We start from the raw sequence: 24,287 nt of genomic DNA, 5'->3' as shown, positions 1-24,287 counted from the left end.
AGTGAATACTTCCTTTTATATGATAAAACACATTACAATATATAATACTATTTAAGAAAGTAAGGTGCAAGTATGTCCAAACTGAAAGAATATTATCCGGATAAAGCTTGGATAAAATATAGCCTCTTTATCGCCTTTACAGCGACCTTGCTGTATGCACTGTATTTTATAATAAAAAATCTAGATCGCATTGCATTGACAGGGCTTGAAGGGTTATCCAGTATTTTGAGCGCATTAACGCCTCTTTTTATCGGGTTAATCTTGGCCTATTTGTTAGGTCCTCTTGTTGAAATCATTAATAAAAAAGCGGTCAGTAAGATTTTTTTCAAGCAGCCAAGTGATCCGCTTAAAGCAGAAAAGTTTGAAAAAAGGAAACGGTTAATAAGTGTATTATTTACTTATTTAATTATACTAATGGCCATTGCCGCTATTATTTACGGATTCTCCGTTCTCATTTTAGGTCAGTTTATTTTTTCAGGTATTAATACTATGGTTGACGGAATCATCAACTATATATCAACGTACGAAGAGAATATCAGGCAGTGGTCGGCCATGTTTTCCAATGCCAGTCTGACACAGCAGGTGCAGGATCTTGTGAATAGTGTCATGATTTGGCTGTCAAACCATTTCAGTGCGACTACCGCTATTCAAAAGATTACCACTTTCAGTGGAAATATTATCAGTTTTGCAATCGGAACGATTATCAGTATCTATATTTTGATGGATAGAGATTTTTTCCTGCGGCTTTGGAGAAAGACGATGCATTTACTATTGCCGCAGAAAGCAAATGCGATTTTAACTGAAACCCTCTATGATATCAACACCATTTTATCCGCATTCATCCGAGGGGCATTGTTGGATTCCCTTTTTATAGCCATCTTATCGTCTATCGGCCTATCCATTGTTGGACTTGATTTTGCAGTTTTTATCGGTTGTTTTGCCGGTATAGCAAATGTGATTCCTTACTTCGGACCGGTTTTAGGAATGATTCCGGCTTTTATTGTAGGAACGTTTACAGAGAGCCTTGCAACAGGTGTTATTTCGGTCATTACGTTACTGTTTATTCAACAAATTGATGCTAATTTGATCTATCCCCGTGTAGTAGGTTCTTCAACAGGACTTCACCCTTTATTTGTTCTGCTGGCCGTATCGGTGGCAGGATATTACGGCGGCATACTCGGCATGATTTTAGCTGTGCCGATAGCCGGAATTCTTCAGACTTTTATCTTAAAATGGGTCCATTCCCATGAAATGAAGCTGGCCGACCAAGCGGAACAGAAACAATAACCTTCTAAAAGTATATTGTCGAATAAAACAAAAGTCTGATTCAGCATGCGAATCAGACTTTTTATTATTTCTATTTAGTTCGTGCCTAATACACAGTAGTCTAAATGTGTTTGTGCCATTTTCAGCTTGATGGCAATCATAAAGGCATCTGCCGTATCCATACAGGTCAGAACCGGAAGTCCTCTTTCAATAGCCTTTCTACGAAGCATAAAGTCCTCCTTTTCAGGCCGGTTTGCAATGCTCGGTACGTTGATGAAAATACTGATTTCTTCGCCAATCATTTTTTTCGCATCTTCAAACTTTAGTGCTTCCGCCTGAATGCCGTTTTCAGCAAAGTATTCATACGTCCATTCAGAACAATACATGTGGAAACCTGCATCACGATATTTCTTCACGACTTCCAGCGTCGCCGGTGTTCTTTCCGTATCTCTTAACGCGAAATAGACGCCGCCTTTTACAGGAATCCGAATATTGGCCGCTAAGAAGCCCTTATAGATCGCCTTCTCTAAGTCATGGTCGATACCCAGCACTTCACCGGTGGATTTCATTTCAGGGCCCAGCGCTACATCCACATCGGTTAATTTTGCACCGGAGAATACCGGTACTTTTACAGCGTACTTTCCAACTCGCTTATAGAGACCTGTTCCATATCCTAAGTTTTCAAGTTTGCTTCCAAGCATCGTGGAAATTGCCAATTTAATCATCGGCACGCCTGTCACCTTACTTAAAATAGGTACGGTTCTGGACGCTCTCGGATTTACCTCAATGACATACACTTCTTTTCCGTCAAACGCATACTGGATATTTACAATACCCACTACTTGAAGTGCTTTTGAAATCCGCTTTGTATATTCAATAATAGTGTCAATTGTAGACTGCTCGAGAGTATGAGGCGGATATACCGTCATACTGTCCCCTGAATGTACACCGGTCCGCTCAATATGCTCCATAATGCCAGGAATAAGAATTTCATCTCCATCACCGATCGCATCCACTTCCACTTCTTTGCCTTGAATATATTTGTCGATCAGTACAGGATGTTCAGTCGTCAGTGAAACGGCTTCTTTCAGATATTTTTGAAGTTCCTCATCGCTGTAAACGACCTGCATCGCTCTTCCGCCGATTACATAAGAAGGTCGAACAACAACCGGATAGCCCAGTTCTGCTACCGCCTTAAAGGCACTTTCTTCATCCGTCACAGCACAGCCTTCCGGTGTAGGGATATCCAATTCCTTCAGCAGTTTAATAAATTTTTCCCGATCTTCTGCAAGGTCAATGGACTTGAATGGGGTTCCTAAAATCTTAATGCTTCTCTTATGCAGCTTTTCTGCCAGGTTCAAAGAAGTCTGTCCGCCAAACTGTAATACGACACCAACCGGTCGCTCCTTCTTGATTACATTCATGACATTATCTACATGAAGCGACTCAAAGTATAATTTATCTGAGGTGTCAAAGTCTGTACTTACGGTTTCCGGATTGTTGTTCATCAAGATGGCTTCATAGCCTAAATCCTTAATGGCCCATACGCCTTGAACACAGCAGTAGTCAAATTCGATGCCCTGACCGATACGGATCGGACCGGAACCTACTACTAAAATCTTTTCATTATTTGAAATTCGGCTTTCATCTTCATCATCATAGCAGGAATAGTAATAGGGTGTTACGGCATCAAATTCTCCTCCGCACGTATCTACCACTTTGTAAACAGGGAAAATATCATTGTAGATACGCATGTCCTGAAGGACTTCTCGCTGTGTACCTGATAATTCTAAAATCTCAACATCGGTAAAGCCCATTGCTTCCACTTCGTAAAGAAGGTCTGCGTCCAGCTCTCTGCTGGCAAGGGTCTTTTCCATATCAATAATATTCTTAATCTTGTTTAAGAACCAGCGGTCAATCTTCGTACGTTCGAAAATGAAATCCACGCTGTAGTCTCTTCTCATAGCTTCCGCTACGCAGAAGATACGTTCATCATCACAAGCCTCCAATTTGGAGATTAATTTTTCGTCGTTCAGCTTGGTAACGAACGGTACACGAAGTCCGTTGCACTTTACTTCCAACGAGGTCACAGCCTTCAATAATGCACTTTCAAATGTTCTGCAAATGGACATTACTTCCCCTGTTGCTTTCATCTGAGTGCCGAGTTTTCTGGACGCATTGCTGAACTTATCAAAAGGCCATTTCGGGAACTTCACCACACAGTAGTCCAGAGTAGGCTCAAAGCAAGCACTGGTGCTTTGGGTTACATAATTCTTGAGTTCGTCCAAGTTATATCCCAAGGAAATCTTCGCTGCAATTTTCGCAATCGGATATCCCGCAGCTTTTGATGCAAGCGCTGAAGATCGGCTTACTCTTGGATTTACTTCGATAACAATGTATTCACTCGTATCGGGATTTAATGCAAACTGTACATTACATCCGCCTTCGATTTCTAAGCTTCTGATAATTTTTAAAGAAGCATCTCGAAGCATCTGGTATTCTTCATCTCGGAGGGTTTGTGTCGGAGCCACTACGATACTGTCCCCGGTGTGAACGCCTACCGGGTCGAGATTCTCCATACTGCAGATGATAATGCAGTTGTTCTTGGAATCCCTCATTACTTCGTATTCGACTTCTTTCCAACCTGCAACAGACTTTTCCAGAAGGATCTGCCCGATAGCACTGTTCTCAATACCTCTCTGGCAAAGAAGCTCCAATTCTTCGTCGCTGTTGGCAATACCGCCTCCGGTGCCTCCCAGTGTAAACGCCGGCCGGATGATAACAGGATATCCTGCTTCTTTGACAAACGCTTTACATTCTTCTAAGGACACCGCGATGATACTTTTCGGAATCGGTTCCCCAATCTCCAGCATTAATTCTTTAAACGCTTCTCGGTCTTCTGCCTTTTTTATGCTTTCTTTATTAATTCCTAAAAGTTCTACACCATACTTCTTTAAAATTCCCTTTTCATCCAGCTCCATCGCCAGATTTAATCCGGTTTGCCCGCCAAATCCGGCAAGCATTCCGTCCGGCCGTTCCTTTTCAATGATTTGCTGAAGAGCCTCTTCCGTCAGCGGTTCCATATATACCACATCTGCAATTCCTTCGTCCGTCATAATAGTCGCCGGATTGCTGTTTACCAAAATGGTTTCAATTCCTTCTTCTTTAATGGCCTTACACGCCTGCGTTCCCGCATAGTCAAATTCAGCGGCCTGTCCGATGATTATCGGTCCTGATCCGATGATCATCACTTTTTTTAAGTAGTTCTTCTTTGGCACTATAACACACCGCCTTTCATCAAATCAATAAACCGGTCAAATAAGTAGTCACTGTCATTCGGTCCCGGAGAAGCTTCCGGATGATATTGCACAGAGAAAATCGGTAAATCCCGATGCTTCATTCCTTCTACTGTTCCGTCATTTAAATTGATATGCGAAACTTCTAACCCTTTTAGGATAATGCTGTTTGAATCTACTGCATATCCATGGTTCTGAGAAGTGATGTACGAACGATTCGTATCTTTATCATATACACCATGGTTTCCGCCGCGGTGCCCGTATTTTAGCTTGTACGTCTTTCCACCGGATGCAAGCGCTAACACCTGATGGCCCATACAAATTCCAAAGGTAGGAACAACTCCCATGATTTTTCTTGTTATCTCAATTGCTTCCGTCGCAGCTTCCGGATCTCCAGGTCCGTTTGTAAGGAAAATTCCATCCGGATTTATGCTCATGATTTCTTCTGCCGCGGTGCCATAAGGGAACATATGTAATTCGCATCCTCTCGCAGTTAAGCCATCTAAAATACTCTTCTTCACGCCAAAGTCAAGAACAGCAACTTTCTTCACTTCCAATCCTTCCTGTGCAGGAATCACTTTCTGTTCCTTGATAGAAACTTCTTTCATCCAGTCTCCTCGAAGGTCTGTTTCTTCACAAAGCTTCTGCGCCTGTTCAATCGAAATGCCTTCATTACTGATAACACATTTGATCGTCCCTTCATTTCTGATTTTTTTTGTGATCCTTCTGGTATCCACTTTCCAAATACCAGGCACTTTCTGCTCTTTGAGCCATTCATCAATATTCATGATACAATTTGAATTGGATGGGGTGAAACAAATATCTTTTGCCACTAAACCAAATGCATGAATACCCTCTGATTCATTGTCAATCGAACTAACTCCATAGTTTCCAATGAGAGGATAGGTCATCGTAATGATTTGTCCTTTATAAGACGGGTCTGTTAGTGTCTTTTGATATCCTGTCATCCCTGTGTTGAATACCAATTCGCCCACTTTTGTCGTTTTGTATCCGAAACCTTTGCCTTTTATCACCGTTCCGTCTTCCAAATATAACAGCGCTTCCATGTTGTTCCCTTACCTTTCTTTTCTAATCATTCTTGCTACGTTCATATTCCAAATAATTATACATTCTTATTTATATTTATGCAAGTAATAATTCATCGTTCTTGCACTCATTTTTTCGTACGTTGGAAATTGTTGAAGCAATATTCTTTACATATTGAACATTTATTTTACCTTCTAACCAATTAGTTTATAATAAATATTTAAATTTGTCACTAAAAAAATAAAACAAATCTCATTTTTTTGAGATTTGTTCCATTTGGATTATTTTCTTACTATTTATTTGCTGTTTATAGCTTTACGGCCGTACCTTCTTCAATAGTTCCAGACAAACACGATAAGCTTGAATCAATATGGTAGGAGCTACTGCGCATCCAATTAAAAAGAATAGGTTCTCGCTGGACAAGTCACTCACGTCAAATATTCCTTGAAGAGCCGGAAACATCAGGACAGAAAAGAGCAGACAGGAACCTGCTACAAATGCGCCTATACTGTACATATTGCTAAATAAACCTAATTTAAAAATAGACTGATTCCCCCTTGAATTGAAGCCGTGACACAATCGTGCAAAGCAAAGGGTTGCAAACGCCATCGTACTGGCAACACCAGCACCATACGTTAGGCCCTTATGGTAGGCTATCAGCGTAAATAAAGCAATAATAAAACCCTGAATACCGATTTCACCAATATACTTTTTAGTTAATATGGATTCATCTGCGTCACGCGGCGGTTCTTCCAGGAGATTATCGGTTGGCTTTTCCATGCTGATCGCAATAGCAGGCAAACTATCGGTTATCAAGTTAATGAACAGCAGATGAACCGCTAAAAATGGAATCGGTAAAGCCATCAGCGATGTGTACAGCACCGCTAATATACCGGAAGTATTTCCCGAAAGCAGGAATTTGATAGAGTTTTTTATGTTATTGTAAATATTTCTTCCATTGGCAATCGCTTTAATGATGGTGGCAAAATTGTCGTCCGTCAAAATCATAGATGCCGCATCTTTAGAGACATCCGTTCCCGTAATCCCCATCGCAATTCCTATATCTGCTTTTTTCAATGCAGGCGCATCATTTACGCCGTCTCCGGTCATGGCTACGATGTGTCCTTTTTTCTGCCAAGCATCCACAATCCTTATTTTATGAGCCGGTGTAACTCTGGCATATACAGCGATATTCGAGAGATTTTGATCCAACGCTTCATCCGAAAGCTCATCCAGTTCCGATCCGGTCACCGCTTTTTTCTCTTCATTGAGCAATCCAATTTCACGAGCGATTGCGGAAGCGGTCACCTTATGATCACCGGTGATCATAATAGGCATGATTCCTGCACGAGTACAGTCCGAAACCGCAGCCTTCGCTTCATCTCGCGGCGGATCCATCATGGCTACAAGACCAATAAACACAAAATTTTGTTCGTCCTCTAAACTTATTTGATTCGTATCCACTATTTTTTGAGCAAATCCTAATACTCGCAACCCTCTGCTGGAGAAATCATAATTTTGTTTTCTGATTTCTTCAATATCCTGCTCTGTAATGGTTCTCTGCAAGCCATTGCTATATATAAATTTCGTATTTCCCATCAGGACATCGGCGGCACCTTTGGTCAGCATCAGATAGGAGCCGTTCATTTCATGAAGCGTACTCATTAATTTCCGGTCTGAGTCAAAAGGGACTTCCGCTAATCTTGGATAGTTCTTTACAATCTGCTCACAATCATCCTTTGTATGCATGCAAAATTCAGCGAGGGCAATTTCAGTGGGATCACCCAACATTTTTCCTTCTGCCACAGAGCTGTCATTGCAAAGCAAAGCAGCCATAAGAATTCTATTTTTTGACTCTTGACCTTCATCGGGCAGAAATAAATCCATTACCGTCATTTTATTTTTTGTCAACGTTCCAGTCTTATCTGAACAAATGATGGACACACAGCCTAAACTTTCCACGGACTTTAAATCTTTCATGATGGCATTTTCCTTTGCCATTTTAGTCGTACCTAATGCCAAAGAAATCGTTACAATGGAGGATAATGCCTCAGGAATTGCCGCTACTGCCAAGGCAACGGCAAACATTAAGGCATCAAAGATAGACATGCCCCTATAAATGCATATTATTAATATAACCACACAAATACCCAAAACAATAGTGGATAATTTCTTTCCGAATGCATCAAGGCTGATTTGTAAAGGTGTCTTTCTATCTTTGGTTTCATTCATCAGCTGAGCAATTTTACCAAGCTCTGTATTCATACCGGTTTTTGTCACTACAACCACCGCTCTGCCGTAGGTTACCTGCGTTCCTGAAAAAACCATATTCACTTGATCCGCAGGATTCAAATGCCCATCCAGCTTATCCGAAGTTTTAGTAATGCTCTCCGATTCACCCGTTAAAGCACTTTCATTTACTTGTAAGGAATAGCATTCTAGAATCCTTCCGTCTGCTGAGATCATATCGCCTGCTTCTAATAACAAAATGTCGCCAACGACAATATCGGCTGCTGCAATCTCACATTTTTTCCCCGCCCTTATAACCTTTGCTAAAGGAGAAGCAAGTTTTTTTAAACTGTTTAACGATTTTTCAGCTTTAAAATGTTGAACCGTTCCTAATATGGCATTTAAAATAATAACCGCAAAGATAACAAACGTGCTTTCCAAGTTTCCTGTGAACGCTGAAATAATTGCGGCTATCATTAATATGATGACTAATAAATCTTTAAATTGAGACAGAAATACTGTCAATTTCCCCTGTTTTTTTTCTTCAGTTAGCTGGTTTTTCCCATATTCATCGGAATTGATACGGACCTGTGCTTCGATTAATCCGTCCATCGATGAATCAAAGGCTTCCAACACTTTTTCCCCTGCCATTTTATAAAACATAACTCTCATCCCTCTTTCAAACTATCCTTAGTATGTAAAATTTTAGTTGGTATTATCCCTTCTATCAGATTACATAGTACTATTTATTTAAAAGTCTTTCGGGAAGGATTCTTTGTCTCTCTTCGGTTTTGTTCATTTCGATTTTTGGATTCGCTCGGCCGTCCATTTCTAGGTTTCGGTCCATTTTCATTTGTTCTCGGTCTGGATTGATTCGGCTTTATTGTCGTACCGTGCTTCACGGTTCCATCCTCTTGCAAACGTTCTCCATCTCTAAAAGCTTTTACCGCCTCAGCTTTCTGTTCCGTACGTGATTCATCCCCTTCTCTCGGCGGTTTTTTCCCATGGAACTGATAAAAACAAGTTTCAATATTTCCGTTATAAAGCTTTCTCCTTCTATCAGCAGGTCTTCCAAAAACTTGCCTTTCGATATGAATATCAGGCGTAATCACAAAAAGAGACCATGTCTCATTTTCTTTAAAAAAGCTTTTTAACTTATTATAAAGTTTTTTGGTTTCTTGATCTCCTCCAATACGCTCCCCATAAGGAGGGTTGGTGATAATAATGCCGCCCGGCTCTGAAGCTTCCATCTGTTCTATGTTCATTCGCTTAAATAAAATGCAATCATCCACTCCTGCTTCTTCTGCATTTTCTTGTGCAGCCGCAATCGCTTCGGGGTCGATGTCATAGGCCTCAATTCGAATTTGTTTGTCCTGGTCAATGGCTTCCATGGCAGTTCTTCGTTCTTCTTGCCAAAGTTTTTTAGGTATCGCTTCCCACTGTTCACAAGCAAAGCTTCGATAAAGCCCAGGTGCGATATTCCTACCAATCATAGCAGCTTCAATGGGAATAGTTCCGGAACCGCAGCAAGGATCAATTAATAATCGGCCTTCCCGCCAAAACGATAATTGAATCATAGCAGCCGCTAAAGTTTCTTTAATAGGGGCTGTTACTGCGTTTTTTCGATATCCCCTTTTATGGAGACCTATACCGCTGGTATCCAATGTAACGGTAGCTCTATCTTTTAAAAGGGTGACTTTTACCGTATATTCCGCCCCTGACTTTTCGAAACGGTCTACTCCATACGTCTCTTTTAATCGTTCAATGATTGCCTTCTCGGATACGCTTTGGCAGCTTCGAATGCTAAATAATGTTGATTTTACAGAGCTGCAGTTGACTTTAAAATTTCCGTCAATGGGTATCCATTCTTCCCAAGCAATGCCCTTTATCTTCTGGAATAGGTCCTCAAACTCAAAGGCATCGAATTCGCCCATTTTTATCAGAACCCGATCGGCACATCGAAGCCACAAATTCGATTTGACGATAGCACGTTCATCTCCTAGATAGGTAATTTTAGCATCTTCTGATTTTACTATTTTATAGCCCAATGTTTCAATTTCACGTTTTATCAGAGCTTCTAAACCAAATGTAGCTGTTGCAATTAATTCGAGTTTCATAAATTCCTCAACTTTCATTTTATTTGTAACTTTTAAAAATTAATATAAACAATCTTACTTGCTTATATGTGCTTTCTTATTAAAAATAGTATTCCGCTTCCTATAGAAAAAAGCTCTCAGCTGTTGAGAGCTTTTAAATCTGAACACTATAAGGAGGTTCTTCTTCTATTAAGCTGATTTGTCTCCATAAACTCAAGTGAATTTAATGCTTCACCGGTACCTACCGCCACACAAGATTTAGGATCCTCCGCAATTCTTACTTCAATTCCTGTCCTATCTTGTATTCTCTTATCGATTCCATAGAGAAGGGCGCCTCCGCCAGTGATGACAATTCCAGCATTGCTGATATCCGCTGCTAACTCCGGCGGTGTTCTTTCAAGTACCGAATGCACTGCCTCTGCGATGGTCTGCAACGGTTCTTCAAGCGCTTCCATCATTTCTGCTGACGAAACCTCTATCGATTTCGGAAGTCCGCTTACAAGATCTCTTCCCCTACATTCCATTGATATCGGTTCATCTCTGTGGTAGGCAGTACCGATTGTCATTTTTAATTCTTCTGCCGTTCTTTCTCCGATGTAAAGTTTATGCACCTTACGCATGTATTTTACGATATATTCATCAAACTTATCGCCAGCCACTTTTACAGACGAACTTGCAACAATACCACCCAGAGAAATAACCGCAATATCAGTTGTACCGCCGCCTATGTCAATGACCATGACGCCATCTGGTTTTGTAATGTCCAGTCCTGCCCCTATTGCCGCCGCGATAGGTTCTTCCATTAAGTATACATCCTTCCCGCCAGCCTGAGTAGCCGCTTCCCTTACAGCTCTTTTTTCCACCTCAGTTACACCGCTCGGAACACAAACCATGATTCTTGGTCTAAAGAATCGGCTTGTCCCACACGTCTTCTTTATAAAATACTTTAACATTCTTTCTGTCACATCATAGTCTGAAATAACACCATCCCGAAGAGGCCGAACTGCCACAATATTTGCCGGGGTTCTGCCAAGCATCTGTCTTGCGGTTTCGCCTACTGCGAGGATTTCATTATTGTCCTGATTTATCGCTACAACTGAAGGCTCGTTTAAAACAACGCCTTTCCCTTTGATATAAACTAAAACATTGGCCGTACCTAAATCAATGCCAACCTCTGATGAAAATCCCATTTTATTTCTCCTTAACATCTTTTTTCTAAAATGACTGTTTCTTGAACAACCATTGTTTTATTATACCACACAAGCTACGTCGCCGTGTGATTCAATGAACGCTTCCTTACGGCAAAGCCGTATTTCTAATCCCTGCGTTCATTATACTATAATATCCCCAATTTTTTCAATTTTTATTTGGATTTTAATTAAAACTGCTCTTTAAGTAGTATTTACCTAAAGAGCAGTTCAATTCATACTTATTTGAATGCTTACTAATTGCTTGTTATTTGACCGAAAATATTCTCCTCTTCTGATTTGGAGAAGTTTGTATTTATGTAACCTTGCATTCTTGCACCATACTGCACATAGAAGTTGGACACGGTAATATTTCCAACCACTACAGAATTGGATAAGAACTCACCGTTTCCTCCAATATTGACTTCGCCTTTTATTTTTCCGTCAACTCTTGTATTCTGTGCTTCAACATCTCCTACCAGCAAAGTGTCTTTATCCATCAGCAATGCACCTTTTGAACTGATATTGCCCTTTATTTGAGCTCCTTCTAAAAGAATATCGGTTGCGATGATATCTCCTTGTACAAAACCAGATACACCGACATTCTTGGTGGTATCAATGGTTCCTTTCACTTTACCGTTTAATTCAATGTTTTCAAAAGACTTTATATTACCTTCAACAATAGTGTTTCTGGTAATAATAGTCGTTCCAACCTCACCTTCGTCTCCATAACGGTCATTGGGGTTTCCGGGGCCATTTCCATTTCCACCATTAAATGCGTTGTTGAACTTATTTGAATCGGCCGCATAATTACCGGAAAAAGTATTATTCGACTTTTGTCCGTATTCCGGCCTGTCAAAAAATGCAGGCTCTTCATTTCGCTCTCTTGATGAATTATCAGGGTTTACCTTCTTTTCTTCTGCACCGTATGCCCTTGAACTTTCGTTAAAAGATTGGTTAAAGTCTTGATTCAATCTTCCGGTATTTACTTGTTCTTCTATGTGGCTTTCTTCCTGCGCTTTTCCGGCAGTAGCCTCCACACCTTCCTTGGCCTCATCGTGAGAAGAATCTATTCCTAAGATTTCTCTCATTGCTTGACTGAAATTCCCCTTATTACTCATAGTGGCGCCTCCGATAAATTCTATTCTATATATTCGTCACTTCATTAGAAAGTGATTGGCTTGACATCTTTGCTCAGTTTTTGGAAAGAGTATCCGTTAGCTCTATAAAATTGGATAATTTCTTTTATAGCCGAGCCCTCGCTGTCATATCCAATGTCGTGCATTAGGACAATACACTCGTTTGATCTATGTGGGATCTTTGTCGCATTTTTTACAATGTCTGCTTGAGATGCAGCTCTGGAATAATCCTGTGCGCAAACATTCCAATCAAAATATACATAGCCTCTTGCTTTCATTTCTTCAATTAAGGCTGGATAAATATTTTTGTTATAGCCATTGATACTTCCCCCGGGAAATCTGAAAATCGTCGGTCTTACTCCGGTAATATCATAGATTCTATCGTACGCTGCTTGGAAATCTTCTATATAACTGTTTACAGACGCGTAGATCGTATCATAATCATTTCCCGTGGAAGTTAATACACCCACAGCATGTCCCTCGTCAAAAGCTTCTTTTATAACACTGTCTAAATGTTTTCTTTCAGTTGTATTGAAAAAGAAAGTGGCTTTTACTTGCTCTTCCTCTAAAATCTTCAAAATTTCAGTAGTATTTTGTGACGGACCATCGTCAAATGTCAGATAAACGACTTTCTCACTAACCGGTGCGGAGACAGCAACTTCTTGTTCATGTTCTGCTGTTTTCTCTTCTTTTTCAATAGAATTTTGCTTAGTAGCAACACCCGCAGCTGTCGTTGGTTTTACAGAAAGACCGTTGTCCGAATTTATGGTTAATTGGTTCGAAGCTTTTTGAGAAACCTCTTTGTCGAAGCTGTTCCAAACTTCCAAAACATTACCAATGAAAAAAGTCAGCAGCCCCATAATGATAATCAAAATCGAAAGAGCCGTAATTATAATAAGACGTTTGTAAAATGTAACACTTCTTTCTTCCATACGATAATACATACTCTTTCTTTATTTTAGAATTACTGACCGCACATTAGATAAACCAGTCCAACGCAAAAACTACAAATTTACATAAGTTCTAATTTAATAAATACATAAAATGTAAACATATGAAGAAATTTTATCACAATAATAGGTAAAAAACAATAGGTTTTTACTGCTTCATGGAGTTATATTCCTCTAAATGAGCATTATAACTATCTATTGTTTGCTTATATTCCTCTGATAACTTATCATACGTTTCTTGCTTGGCTGCAAAAGCCTCCGCATATTGTTTATCGTTGGTTTCTTTATATTGAGCTTCTAAGGTGGTCATCTCTTCCTTGATAGAATCCATATTTGCTTTTGCCGCATCGATAGCCGCTTTCTCTTCATCCAATGTATTCTCCAACTGTTTTACTTTGCTGGAATCCACATGCACCAAGGCACTGGCTGTGATTTCTGTGCCGTCCTGTAAAATTTCATAGAAAACGTAACCTAAGGCAGCCGCCATGAAGGCTATCATCACAAATATAACGGTGCCCCACCGTCTCATACTTCTTTTATATTCCCGATTCAGTGTCTCTAGTTTTTCATTAATTTCCTGTTCATGCTTCTTTTGATATTCTTCTATTGCCTCTTTAATACGTCTTGCATTAGCTTCTGCTTCTGCTTCTGCAGCAGCTGCTGCAATTTCAACGAAAGGAATAGCCTCTTTTTCTTCTTCCTTTTTTACTAATCGAAGCTCATTGTTCAATACATCTTGAATAACTTCCTTATAATCAATTCCCTTTGCTTTGGAACCCCGATTAAAAAACTCTTGTTTTCGTTCTTTTTCCAGTTCTTCTAGTTCTCCCAAGCCGGAAGGCGGTGCTAAGCCTTTATTCTCTTCATCAAAGAATTCCCTATTTTTAGGCCCTGTGGGGGCATGCTGCTTCATACGGGTTGTCTCTTCTTGTTTGATGATTAAATTCAACTTTGCAATCTCGCCGGAAATGTACTCATCCTCAAACAGTTCGTTGAACAGCTGGCATAAATTCAAGCTCTCGTGGTAGAGCCCGGAATTGCTGAGAATCTTAGATACCACGATGAATTTACCTGAAAACATCATTCTCAGCCGCGTGTTCATGGAATGTTCTTCGGGTATAATTTCATTTACCAGCTTTTTAAATTCCGGTGCGAGGTCATTGACTATATAATTATAAGCATTGGTCAAAGCCAGTTTTTCTTCCATCGACGTAGCATTTACATCTGTTACTTTGCCTAACAATACATTGTTTACGTAATCGGATTCTTTCACAAACCATTTTTCAAACCGCTCATAAATGATCGTTTCCAGTTTAGCAAACTGAAGGCTTGGATGTTCGACACTTTTAATAACGGAATGTATATGTATCACTTCATTTAAATCCGTTTTAGCACTTTTTTGGGTAATAATCTCCCGGATAGGAAATAAAATATTATCTTTAAATTCATTATATAAGAAGGCCATCTTATTATTGTCAATTGCCTCAATCTTGTTGCCGCTGAAAAACCCCCAAAATCTGCCTACAGAAACATTTAATAAGTCGTTAATCAGATTCAATAGGATGCCCCATTGTTCCACCATGGTAAAGTCTCGGTCAAATACACATAGAAACATATATTGTGATAAGAAGCTATTATAGTCTGTTGTATTTACGCTCCGTTTTTTACCAAAAAATTCAATAAAGTCTCCTTTATTCCCCAATCGTACGGCAATTTCAGGATCTGAGAACCAAAAAAGCTTATAGACATAACTGTCCGCATTTTCTAAAGCCCAATCCATAGCTTCTTTTGTACGTTTAGGGGCGCCAAGTTTTGTTTTATCAAATTGAGACTTATATTTATCGGGAGCCTTTTCCCATTGTTTGTAAAGTTCCAATAACTGATTCTCATCGAGGAAAGTAGAAGCCCCCAGAATTCTATATGGGTTATTTATAATCATGTTGAAGGCATTACTAAAATCTATATTCTTATTTATACCAGCCATTAAGTTATCGTATGCCGTTTGTCTGATTGCCATGATTATTCCACCTTTCTTGTCATCTAGTACTATATTAAAATATTTTTGCAAAATATGCTATAATAATTTCATAAAATATATCGTTGCTTGTATGATATAATCAATTTATCTTATACCCATTTAATAATGTTAGTACACAGCTGACATAGCAGAGAAAGCGAGGATGAAACATGAAAAAAACTGCCCTTTTCGGAGGACTGCTAATTGATGGTACTGGTGCTGAACCGATTGAGAATTCTCTCGTATTGATCGACAATAAGAAAATTCAGTATGCCGGTCCTGCCCAGCCATTTGGAGACGAATACGAATCCGTTGATATCACGGGAAAAACGATCATGCCCGGACTCATTGATACGCATTTGCATTTTTCCGGTAACTTAACGGATAATGACAGCGACTGGGTTTTAGAAGATCCGATTCAGAAAACGGTTGTTGCAGTGCAGCAAGCCCATGAATGTCTGGAACGAGGTTTAACCACGGTCGGCGAAATATCTCGTTCGGGTCTACATATCCGTAATATGGTTGAAGCCGGCGTCATGAGCGGGCCGCGTATTATCGGAACAGGGCAAGGATTTGCACGAACTTGTGGTCATGGTGACAGTCACCGACTTCCTCTTTGGTATAACGAGCAGTCTCACCCTTGGGCGGAACGCGTAGATGGTCCGTGGGAACTTCGTAAAGCAGTACGCAGAAGACTTCGAGAAGAACCGGATGCAATTAAAATTTGGTCAACCGGGGGCGGTATATGGCGCTGGGATCAAAAACTAGACCAACATTATACTATAGAAGAAATTCAAGCTGTTGTAGATGAGTGCAACATGATTGGCATTCCGGTTTGGTCCCACGCGGAAGGATACAGCGGTGCGCTTGACTCTGTAAAAGCCGGCGTTCACCTCATCATTCACGGCCAAACATTGAATGATGAATGCTTAGACATCATGGCTGAAAAGGGAATCTATTTCTGCCCCACCATACAATTTTTAAACGAATGGTTTAAAACCTATGCGCCTCCCTATATTCCTGCGGTTCATGATCAATATGAAGGGGAAACAGTTGCAGAAAAAGAACTCAATCGAGTATATGAAAACTTGCGTAAGGCACAAGCAAAAGGAATCGGCTTGACCATCGGTTCCGATTCTTTCTGTTCGACGCTTACCCCATACGGTATAACCGCTATAGGTGAAATGATTTCCTTCGTTGAAAAGGCAGGTATTTCTCCGATGGAAACCATTGTATCTGCGACTAAGACAGGTGCGGAAATGTTGAAGGTTGATGCCATCACCGGTACATTGGAATCCGGTAAATATGCTGATTTGCTCGTTATAAACGGAAATCCTCTGGAAAATATCCGAACCATTGCCGTCGATAATATGGAGATTATCATGAAAGAAGGAAGCATCATAAAAAAGCAATTCACTTTATAATTTGGTCATAAGTTATTAAGTTTAGATTCGAAATTTTAAACAGCTATCGTTTTGCTTTAAGGATGATAAGCCTGTCATCTAAGAAAATAGATTTTAAATTTTATATCAGAGGGTATCCTGAAATAACTCATGCATTCATTTGGGCAACCAATGCCGCTGCATATTTTAAGATGCCCTCTTTCTTTTTTTCTTTTCGTTTTCACTCTTCGAAAATGGATGCATTGAATCCTGGCTTTCCGATTCTTAACTTATTAAGTTTAGAATCACTTCTGTCAGAACAAAAGTCATTAAATATTAGCAATCTCTTGACTAAGAAATATATTTATGTCTTTTTTGCATTTTATTTATGCGAAAAAATGTTGACTTTACCACTTAAATAGACGAACATATTATTATAGCTTTTTAAGCTTGAAATGGAGGTAGTAGTTTGAGCGAAAAAAATTTAATACAGTCTGTTGAAAGAGCCGCAAGAATCTTTGATTGTTTCGATTCTTTAAATTTAGAATTATCACTAAGCCAAATCAGTGAGAAACTCAATCTGAATATCAGTACCGTTCATGGTATCATTAACACATTAGTTGCTCATTCGTATATTGATAAAGATCTCGATAACGGAAAATACAAACTAGGGATTAAGTTCCTTCTAAAGGGGAATATTGTTTCAGAAAGTCTCGATTTTAAAAAAATAGGCCATCCTTATTTGATTGATTTGACTAAAAAATATAATGAAACAACTCATTTATATTCTTATCGTAATGGCGAAATTTATTGCATAGATAAGATTGAGTCCCCACATACTTATTTAATAATGAGTTCCAAAGCCGGTGGGAGCCTTCCGATGCATGCCGCCGCATCCGGTAAAGCAATATTGGCAAATTTGTCATCAGATCAATTAGATAGATATTTAAATGGATATAAATTTATTCCGTATACAAACAAGACCATTATCAATCGACAACAATTGATCGAAGACCTTAGAAAAACTAAGAATCAGGGTTTTGGTATCGAAGATGAAGAGATCGAATTAGGGGCCTATAGCATCTCTGTTGCTATAATGGATGTGAAAAATCGCGTCTTGGGCACAATCAGTATTGTTGGACCAACTATCCGAATGAAAGAAAAAGAGCAAGAAATCTTCGTTGACTTATTAGCAGCTGGTAATAGCATCTCTAATAGCTTTGGCTATTTTAAAAAATAATTTCAAAAGCAGTCGGTCAACTTTATGTCTCGACTGCTTTTCTATTACAAATAAATTAAGTATACTTATCTAATTTTAGGATGGTATTATATAGGACCTCTGTTCCTGCCCCACAATCCTCTTGGGAGCTCCACTCGTCAGCTCTATGACTGATTCCGTTTCTTGATCTCACAAAAATCATTCCTACTGGACAAAAATCTTTAAATTGCATCCCATCGTGGCCGGCACCACTCACTAAATAAAAGGGTTCTTCTCCAGCCTCTTTACATCCTTCTTCTATGATATTACAAATTTCAGAATTACATAGACTTGGAGAAACCCGCTGTAAAATATTGATATCAAGTTTTATGCCATGCCGATCGCAAATTTTTTCAGCATAAGATCGAATCAATATTTCTATTTTATCTCTCGTTGCCTCATGGACATCACGCAAATCCAAACTGAATTCCATTTGACTGGGAATCACATTTATTGCATTGGGCAATATGTTTATTTGCCCTATTGTCGCAACAGCATCGGGATATCTTTTCGTTCGATTATTAATATAAGTAATAATTTTAGCACCCGCAACAATCGGATCTCTGCGTACATTCATCGGCGTCGCCCCTGCATGCCCTGCTTCTCCTATTAAGGTAAAATTCATCCACACAGGGCCTGCAATGCCCGATACAATTCCTATAGGTAAATGATGGTCTTCTAAAACTTTGCCTTGTTCAATATGCAGTTCGATATATGCTTTTACACATTCCGGATTCCTTGCTAAGTCAACTATCTCTGCAATGTCCAATCCGGTTTCTTTCATGGCCTCTGCCATTGAGATGCCTGAAGCATCTACCTGTTTTAATAATTCAAGGCCTAATTTTCCGGTGATCGCGCGGCTTCCAATCATTCCGCATCCAAAGCGGGCTCCCTCTTCATCTTTAAAAGCAATTACTTCAATCGGATGCGTCGTTTTAATTTTCTGCTCCATCAAACTATGTAACACTTCTATGCCTGCAAGAACACCCAGACTCCCATCAAATTTACCACCATCCGGTACAGAATCAAGGTGTGACCCTATTAATATTACTGGAGCATTTGCATTGGTTCCTTCTTTCCTTCCAATCAGATTTCCCACAGAATCTTCTCTTACTAGAAGTCCTGCCTCTTTCATATAGGCTTTAACTAGCTCTTTTGCCTGTTTTTCTTCTTCTGTAAAAGAAAGACGAGTGATCCCTCCATTTTCCTTTTCTCCAACCTTACCCAGTTCTAATAGGTGAAGAAATAGTCTCTCTGTGTTCGTTTTCATTACAGTCCTCTTTTCAAAATCATTCTTCTATTTGTCAATGTCAGATTTCATGTAAAAGCAAAAATGGCATGAGCCGTCTTTAAAAAAATGTTTATCATGGATAACTTCAAGATTTTCATTAAATCCTCTTGCTATAGCTGGATCTACAGCCTCACAATATAAAATCCCATATTCTTCCATCCCATCATTTTGCCACTGCTCCGCAAAAACACATTTTGTAAAATTTTGTTCTATCTTCTGATTCTTAAAGATTGTTTCGTATTCAAAAAGTTCACTTCTAGCCATATCATAGTTTTTAAGGTAATTATCTATTTTATTACTTTCACCCATAACGGCAGCTCTTCTTGCTATCTCTCTTCCCCTTTCTTCCCCAAACGCATTCACGCCATCTTTTATTGTTTCACATGCTTCTTCACCATATTTATCAATAACTGCCTTTGCAACATGGGCAAACAGTTTTGCTGCTATATTATACATCGATACCGGTTCTAGATTTTTCTCCTCTTTCTCTTCTTGAGTGCACATTTTTTTCCTCCTGTCCATTTATCCTAAGTATATCGTTCTTATTAAGTCATTCCTTTTTAAATCCTCAACATTACCCTCCGCTACAATCTTACCGGTCTCAAGTACATATCCGTAATTTGCAATCGATAAAGCCATCTTTGAATTCTGTTCAACTAATAAAATAGTTGTTCCTTTATCATTTACTTGCTTTATTACTTTAAATATTTCTTTTACTATTATTGGCGCCAAACCCATTGAAGGCTCATCTAAGAGAAGTAACTTTGGTTTCGCCATAATTGCACGTCCTATGGCAAGCATCTGCTGCTCACCTCCGCTTAGAGTTCCTGCAAGTTGATTTTTTCTTTTCTCTAAATGGGGAAAAAATGAAAATACTTCCTGTAGATCTTGCTTCACTCCTTCTTTGTCGTTTCTAATGAATGCACCAATTATTAAATTATCTAATACCGTTAGGTTCGGGAACACCCCTCTCCCCTCGGGCACATGTGAAATCCCCATTTCAACGATCTTATATGTATCACTGTTTGTCAAATCGTTTCCTTCAAAAATAATTTGACCTCCATTCACTTTAGCAAGCCCTGAAATCGCCCGAAGAGTAGTAGTTTTTCCAGAGCCATTTGTTCCGATAAGGCTCACAATTTGACCCCTTTTGATTTTCAAATTAATCGCTTTCACTGCCGGAACAACTCCGTAGCTGATAGACAAATCTCTAATATCTAATATAATATCATCACCAATATCTAACCGGTCCACTTTATTCTTCCTCCTCTCCCAAATAGGCGCTGATTACTTTAGGGTTATTCTTCACTTCTGTCCCAATACCTTCTGCAATTTTGTCACCATGATCCAGAACTATGATCTTATCTGCTAATTCCATTACAAAGTTGATATCATGTTCAATTAAAATAATTTCTATATTATGTTTTTTAGATAAAACCTTAATTAACTCCATTAATTTCTTTTTTTCGATTGCATTCATTCCCGCAGCGGGCTCATCTAAAAGTAATACTTCACACTTTGTTGCAATTGCACGAGCGATTTCAACAAGCCGTTGTTCTCCGTATGGTAAATTACTTGCAAGTTCCTCTTTTTTTGTTTCAATTCCAACAATTTTAAGCGCATCCAAGCATTCCTGCAAAACTGCCGAACGTTTATTACGAGTTTCCAGCGAACAAAAAATCGAATGTAAAATACTCTCTGTATTACATAACCTATGAGCAACTAACACATTTTCTAATGTTGTAAAATTTTTTATCAATCTAATATTTTGAAAGGTACGCGCGATTCCAATTTTTACTCTATCAAAAGTTTCTAATTTATTAATATTTTGTCCTTTATAATAAATAGCTCCTGAATTTGGCCTATAGATCCCAGTGAGTAAATTAAAAAGAGTCGTTTTCCCCGCACCATTAGGTCCGATCAATGCGGTTATTTCTCCTTTATTTACACAAAAATCAATTTCACTTAAAGCTATTAATCCTCCAAATTTTACAGTGACCTTCTCTACTTTTACAACAGGTACCAAAACAAAACACCCCCTTATTGGCCATAGAAATTATATTTGCGATGTTTTTCTCCCCAAAATCCAGAAGGCTTAAAAATCATCATCACTACAATAGCAATCCCCATCAGCATCATTCTATAGTCACTGGCATATCGCAGAATTTCAGGGGCTATCGTAAGAATTACTGCACCTAAAATTGATCCCGGGATGCTGGCAGTTCCTCCCAATACAACCATTGCAAGTATGTTAACCGAATCTATATATTTAAACGCATCCGGACTTATAAAAGAAATATATCCTGCCCAAAAGGCTCCGGCTGCTCCTGCAAAGAAAGCGCCGATTGTAAATGCCATCAACTTATATTTAGTAGGCTTTATGCCGATTGATCTTGCTACCGTTTCATCCTCACGAATGGTTAAAAGATTTAACCCAATTCCGGAATAAACAATACGGCTTATAATAAATATCGTTATAATATCCAATATTACTATCAGAAAATAGAAATCGATTTTATTATTGAAGGTATACTCGAATATATGAGGAGAAGGTATACTCGTAATCCCCATTGGCCCTTTGGTCACATCTATCCAGTTAATAAAAATCATGCGCACGATTTCTCCAAATCCCAAGGTCACGATCCCTAAGTAATCTCCTTTCAGCCGAATAACTGGACTTCCTAAAAGAAGCCCGAATATCCCTGTAACAATAGCTGCCAACGGTAATGCCAGCCAAAAGGAAAGTTTAAAATTCACCATAGCTAAGGCAGAGACATAAGCGCCTATGCCATAAAAGGCGGCGTGTCCAAGAGCAAACTGTCCTGCATATCCCACAATCACATTCAAACTAAGAGAAAGTATAATATAAACGCCAATTGTTATAGCGATGTGAAGTAAATACGTATTGATAACCTGCAGTAAAAAAGGCAATAGTATTAATGAAATGGCGATAGAAAAAATAATAATTTTGTTGCTTACTTTTTTCAATTAAATCACCTACACCTTGTTTATTTCTTTCCTACCAAGTATCCCGGTAGGTTTAAGAATGAGCACAATAATAAGTATTAAGAATGAAATAATATCTTGGTATTGGGTCGAAATATATGCTCCTCCCAGATTTTCCGCAATTCCTAATATTAACCCTCCGAGAACCGCTCCCGGTATACTCCCAATTCCTCCAAGTACTGCGGCGGTAAACGCTTTCATTCCTGCCATATATCCCATCGTCGGATATACAGCATTATAATAAATTCCGACTAATATCCCTGCGATAGCTGCCAAAGCTGATCCTATCGCAAAGGTTATACGTATGATTTGATTTATGTTAATACCCATGAGTGCAGCATTATTTATACTCATGGATGTTGCTTGCATCGCTATTCCAATCTTTGATTTTTTTACAAATACCTGAAGTCCCACCATAATAAATAAAGAGAGAATCAAAATTAAAATTTGTATAGACGAAAATGTAACATTACCCACATTAAATGTTACAAATTGAAATTTAGTTGGGAATGGATGAATTTGTGTTCCCCAAATTTTTTGGGCTAAATTCGATAAAAAAATAGAAACGCCCAGTGCACTAATCAAGGGAATAATCCTTTCTTCTAAACGTAATGGACGATACGCAACTCTCTCAATAATCATACCAACTATAGCCGTGATAATGGCCGACAATACTAATGCTGCATAGATTGGCATTCTCATATCCTGTACTAAAAACAAACCTATGAAAGTCCCTAACATAAAGATATCTCCATGCGCAAAATTTACAATTTTCAATATGCCATATACCATTGTATATCCTAACGCAATTAACGCATAAATCGTACCTATAGTTAACCCATTAACAACTTGCTGAAGCAACATACAATCATCCTTTCTAGTATGAAAGGGAGCATAGAACAAAATGTCCATTGCTCCCTAATTCATCACTTATTATAAGTTAAAAATTGACCTTCACTTACAATCAGCTTTTGAGGCTCTGTCAACACGTCCCCATTTTCATCGAAACTTATTGTGCCGGTTGCACCTTTAAAATTTTGGAGTGTTGAAAGATACTTTTTAATATCTTCTCTATCTGCACCATTTTGCTTTATTGCTTCAATAAGGACTGACGTTGCATCATACGCATAGGCGGCATAAGTATCCGGTTTCTTATTATAGGCATTTTCATACGCTGCCAAAAAATCATTTGCTTGTTCATTAGTACCGCCCGGATGGAAAAATCCAACCAGTTTTACATCTTCTACAGCACTCCCTCCTAACTGTATCAATGCATCTGAGTATAGACTGTCCACTCCTATAAACTGAGAAGTCACACCAAGCTTCTTGGCCTGCTGTATAACCAAAGCTGCATCATTGGCTACGCCGCCAATGAAAATAGCATCCGGCTGCTTTCCTTTTATCTTGGTCACAATCGTACTAAAATCTTTTGTTTGTCCTGCTACATAGGTTTCATTTGCTACAATTTCTATATTATTTTCTTTAGCAGCTTTTGAATATACATCTGACAGTCCAAGCCCAAAATCAGTTTGTTCATATATAATGGCTACTTTATTATGGCCTTCTTCTTTTGACCATTTGGCTAAGTAATCCGCCTGAAAAGCATCGGTCGTAATTACTCTAAATATGTAATCTCCTGCATCAGTTACGTTGGGGGAGCTAGATGAAGGCGATACAGTTACTACCTTATTTTTATTGTAAATAGGAGCAGCTGCCAATGTAGCAGAACTGTTAAAGTGACCAATAATTCCAACAATACTATTGTCTGAAGCAAATTTATTTGCTACGTTCACGGCTTCATTAGAATCTCCTTTGTCATCAAGGGTCACAATTTCTATTTTCTTTCCATCAATTCCACCGGAATCGTTAAGTTGTTGTACTGCTAATTCAGCCCCTTTCTTAAAAGCTTCTCCATACTGTGCTTCCGCACCTGATATGGGAGCGGCCAGCCCAATCTTTATGGTAGTATTTTTTGACTGATTGGCTCCATTACCGGAACAACCACTAAAGATAGTTCCTATTAAAGTAATAATCGTAATAAGTGTTACTAATTTTTTCAAATCTTTTTCCTCCTTAATAATAGTATTCTTATTGTTTTAATATGAATTATATTGCTAGTCTCT

The 24,287-nt window shown here is 38.9% G+C and carries 18 protein-coding genes; 3 read left to right on the top strand and 15 right to left on the bottom strand.

The annotated features are described in order from the left end of the window. Positions 1 to 72 precede the first annotated feature (72 nt). Positions 73 to 1,287: an AI-2E family transporter gene (locus JYB65_RS11615; RefSeq protein ID WP_206582844.1), complete on the top strand. Its 1,215-nt coding sequence runs from the start codon at positions 73 to 75 to the stop codon at positions 1,285 to 1,287. Between the two features lie 74 nt (positions 1,288 to 1,361). Here JYB65_RS11615 and carB read toward each other — a convergent pair whose 3' ends face one another. The 8 genes from carB to JYB65_RS11575 all read right to left on the bottom strand — a co-directional run bounded on the left by carB (position 1,362) and on the right by JYB65_RS11575 (position 15,227). After that, positions 1,362 to 4,544 carry a carbamoyl-phosphate synthase (glutamine-hydrolyzing) large subunit gene (carB, locus tag JYB65_RS11610; protein WP_206582843.1) on the bottom strand — a complete coding sequence of 1,061 codons (3,183 nt, stop codon included), beginning with the start codon at positions 4,542 to 4,544 and terminating at the stop codon, positions 1,362 to 1,364. Next, on the bottom strand, positions 4,544 to 5,629 hold the full coding sequence (carA, locus tag JYB65_RS11605; RefSeq protein ID WP_206582842.1) for a glutamine-hydrolyzing carbamoyl-phosphate synthase small subunit: 1,086 nt from the start codon (positions 5,627 to 5,629) through the stop codon (positions 4,544 to 4,546). The genes carB and carA overlap by 1 nt, the downstream gene beginning before the upstream one ends. A gap of 295 nt (positions 5,630 to 5,924) precedes the next feature. Next, entirely contained in the window at positions 5,925 to 8,501 is a 2,577-nt protein-coding gene (locus tag JYB65_RS11600) for a cation-translocating P-type ATPase (RefSeq protein WP_425331129.1), read from the bottom strand. An 83-nt stretch (positions 8,502 to 8,584) separates the two neighbouring features. Then, on the bottom strand, positions 8,585 to 9,955 hold the full coding sequence (locus tag JYB65_RS11595) for a THUMP domain-containing protein (RefSeq protein WP_206582840.1): 1,371 nt from the start codon (positions 9,953 to 9,955) through the stop codon (positions 8,585 to 8,587). A 146-nt stretch (positions 9,956 to 10,101) separates the two neighbouring features. After that, the gene (gene mreB, locus JYB65_RS11590; RefSeq protein ID WP_280634502.1) at positions 10,102 to 11,124 is read right to left on the bottom strand and encodes a rod shape-determining protein; all 1,023 of its coding nucleotides are present in this window, start codon (positions 11,122 to 11,124) and stop codon (positions 10,102 to 10,104) included. 254 nt (positions 11,125 to 11,378) lie between these two features. Further along, positions 11,379 to 12,242, bottom strand: a complete 864-nt coding sequence (locus tag JYB65_RS11585; RefSeq protein WP_206582838.1) for a bactofilin family protein — start codon at positions 12,240 to 12,242, stop codon at positions 11,379 to 11,381. 44 nt (positions 12,243 to 12,286) lie between these two features. Then, positions 12,287 to 13,192 (bottom strand): polysaccharide deacetylase family protein, encoded by a 906-nt coding sequence (locus JYB65_RS11580; protein WP_206582837.1) that lies wholly within the window; start codon positions 13,190 to 13,192, stop codon positions 12,287 to 12,289. 166 nt (positions 13,193 to 13,358) lie between these two features. Further along, positions 13,359 to 15,227, bottom strand: coding sequence for an HlyD family secretion protein (locus tag JYB65_RS11575; RefSeq protein ID WP_206582836.1), 1,869 nt, complete (start codon positions 15,225 to 15,227; stop codon positions 13,359 to 13,361). A gap of 170 nt (positions 15,228 to 15,397) precedes the next feature. Here JYB65_RS11575 and JYB65_RS11570 point away from each other — a divergent pair, with 170 nt between their 5' ends. Together JYB65_RS11570 and JYB65_RS11565 are read left to right on the top strand one after the other, a co-directional pair. Further along, positions 15,398 to 16,651, top strand: a complete 1,254-nt coding sequence (locus tag JYB65_RS11570; RefSeq protein ID WP_206582835.1) for a metal-dependent hydrolase family protein — start codon at positions 15,398 to 15,400, stop codon at positions 16,649 to 16,651. A gap of 427 nt (positions 16,652 to 17,078) precedes the next feature. Next, the gene (locus JYB65_RS11565) at positions 17,079 to 17,849 is read left to right on the top strand and encodes an IclR family transcriptional regulator (protein WP_206582834.1); all 771 of its coding nucleotides are present in this window, start codon (positions 17,079 to 17,081) and stop codon (positions 17,847 to 17,849) included. 55 nt (positions 17,850 to 17,904) lie between these two features. Here the strand turns inward: JYB65_RS11565 and JYB65_RS11560 are convergent, their stop codons facing one another. The 7 genes from JYB65_RS11560 to JYB65_RS11530 all read right to left on the bottom strand — a co-directional run bounded on the left by JYB65_RS11560 (position 17,905) and on the right by JYB65_RS11530 (position 24,224). Beyond that, positions 17,905 to 19,137, bottom strand: coding sequence for a Zn-dependent hydrolase (locus tag JYB65_RS11560; protein WP_206582833.1), 1,233 nt, complete (start codon positions 19,135 to 19,137; stop codon positions 17,905 to 17,907). A gap of 27 nt (positions 19,138 to 19,164) precedes the next feature. Then, entirely contained in the window at positions 19,165 to 19,662 is a 498-nt protein-coding gene (locus JYB65_RS11555) for an L-2-amino-thiazoline-4-carboxylic acid hydrolase (RefSeq protein ID WP_245156666.1), read from the bottom strand. An 18-nt stretch (positions 19,663 to 19,680) separates the two neighbouring features. Then, positions 19,681 to 20,382 (bottom strand): ATP-binding cassette domain-containing protein, encoded by a 702-nt coding sequence (locus JYB65_RS11550; protein WP_206582860.1) that lies wholly within the window; start codon positions 20,380 to 20,382, stop codon positions 19,681 to 19,683. Positions 20,383 to 20,413: 31 nt separating this feature from the next. Further along, entirely contained in the window at positions 20,414 to 21,184 is a 771-nt protein-coding gene (locus JYB65_RS11545) for an ABC transporter ATP-binding protein (protein WP_206582831.1), read from the bottom strand. Between the two features lie 14 nt (positions 21,185 to 21,198). Beyond that, positions 21,199 to 22,146 (bottom strand): branched-chain amino acid ABC transporter permease, encoded by a 948-nt coding sequence (locus tag JYB65_RS11540; protein WP_206582830.1) that lies wholly within the window; start codon positions 22,144 to 22,146, stop codon positions 21,199 to 21,201. Between the two features lie 9 nt (positions 22,147 to 22,155). Next, on the bottom strand, positions 22,156 to 23,028 hold the full coding sequence (locus JYB65_RS11535; RefSeq protein WP_206582829.1) for a branched-chain amino acid ABC transporter permease: 873 nt from the start codon (positions 23,026 to 23,028) through the stop codon (positions 22,156 to 22,158). Positions 23,029 to 23,090: 62 nt separating this feature from the next. Further along, positions 23,091 to 24,224 carry an ABC transporter substrate-binding protein gene (locus tag JYB65_RS11530; protein WP_206582828.1) on the bottom strand — a complete coding sequence of 378 codons (1,134 nt, stop codon included), beginning with the start codon at positions 24,222 to 24,224 and terminating at the stop codon, positions 23,091 to 23,093. Positions 24,225 to 24,287 lie beyond the last annotated feature (63 nt).

Origin of the sequence: Clostridium aminobutyricum (assembly GCF_017255415.1) — a bacterium.
GTDB lineage: Bacteria > Bacillota > Clostridia > Peptostreptococcales > Anaerovoracaceae > Aminipila > Aminipila aminobutyrica.
The sequence above is the reverse complement of the archived record's forward strand: the minus strand, read 5'-3'. Positions and strand labels throughout refer to the sequence as shown.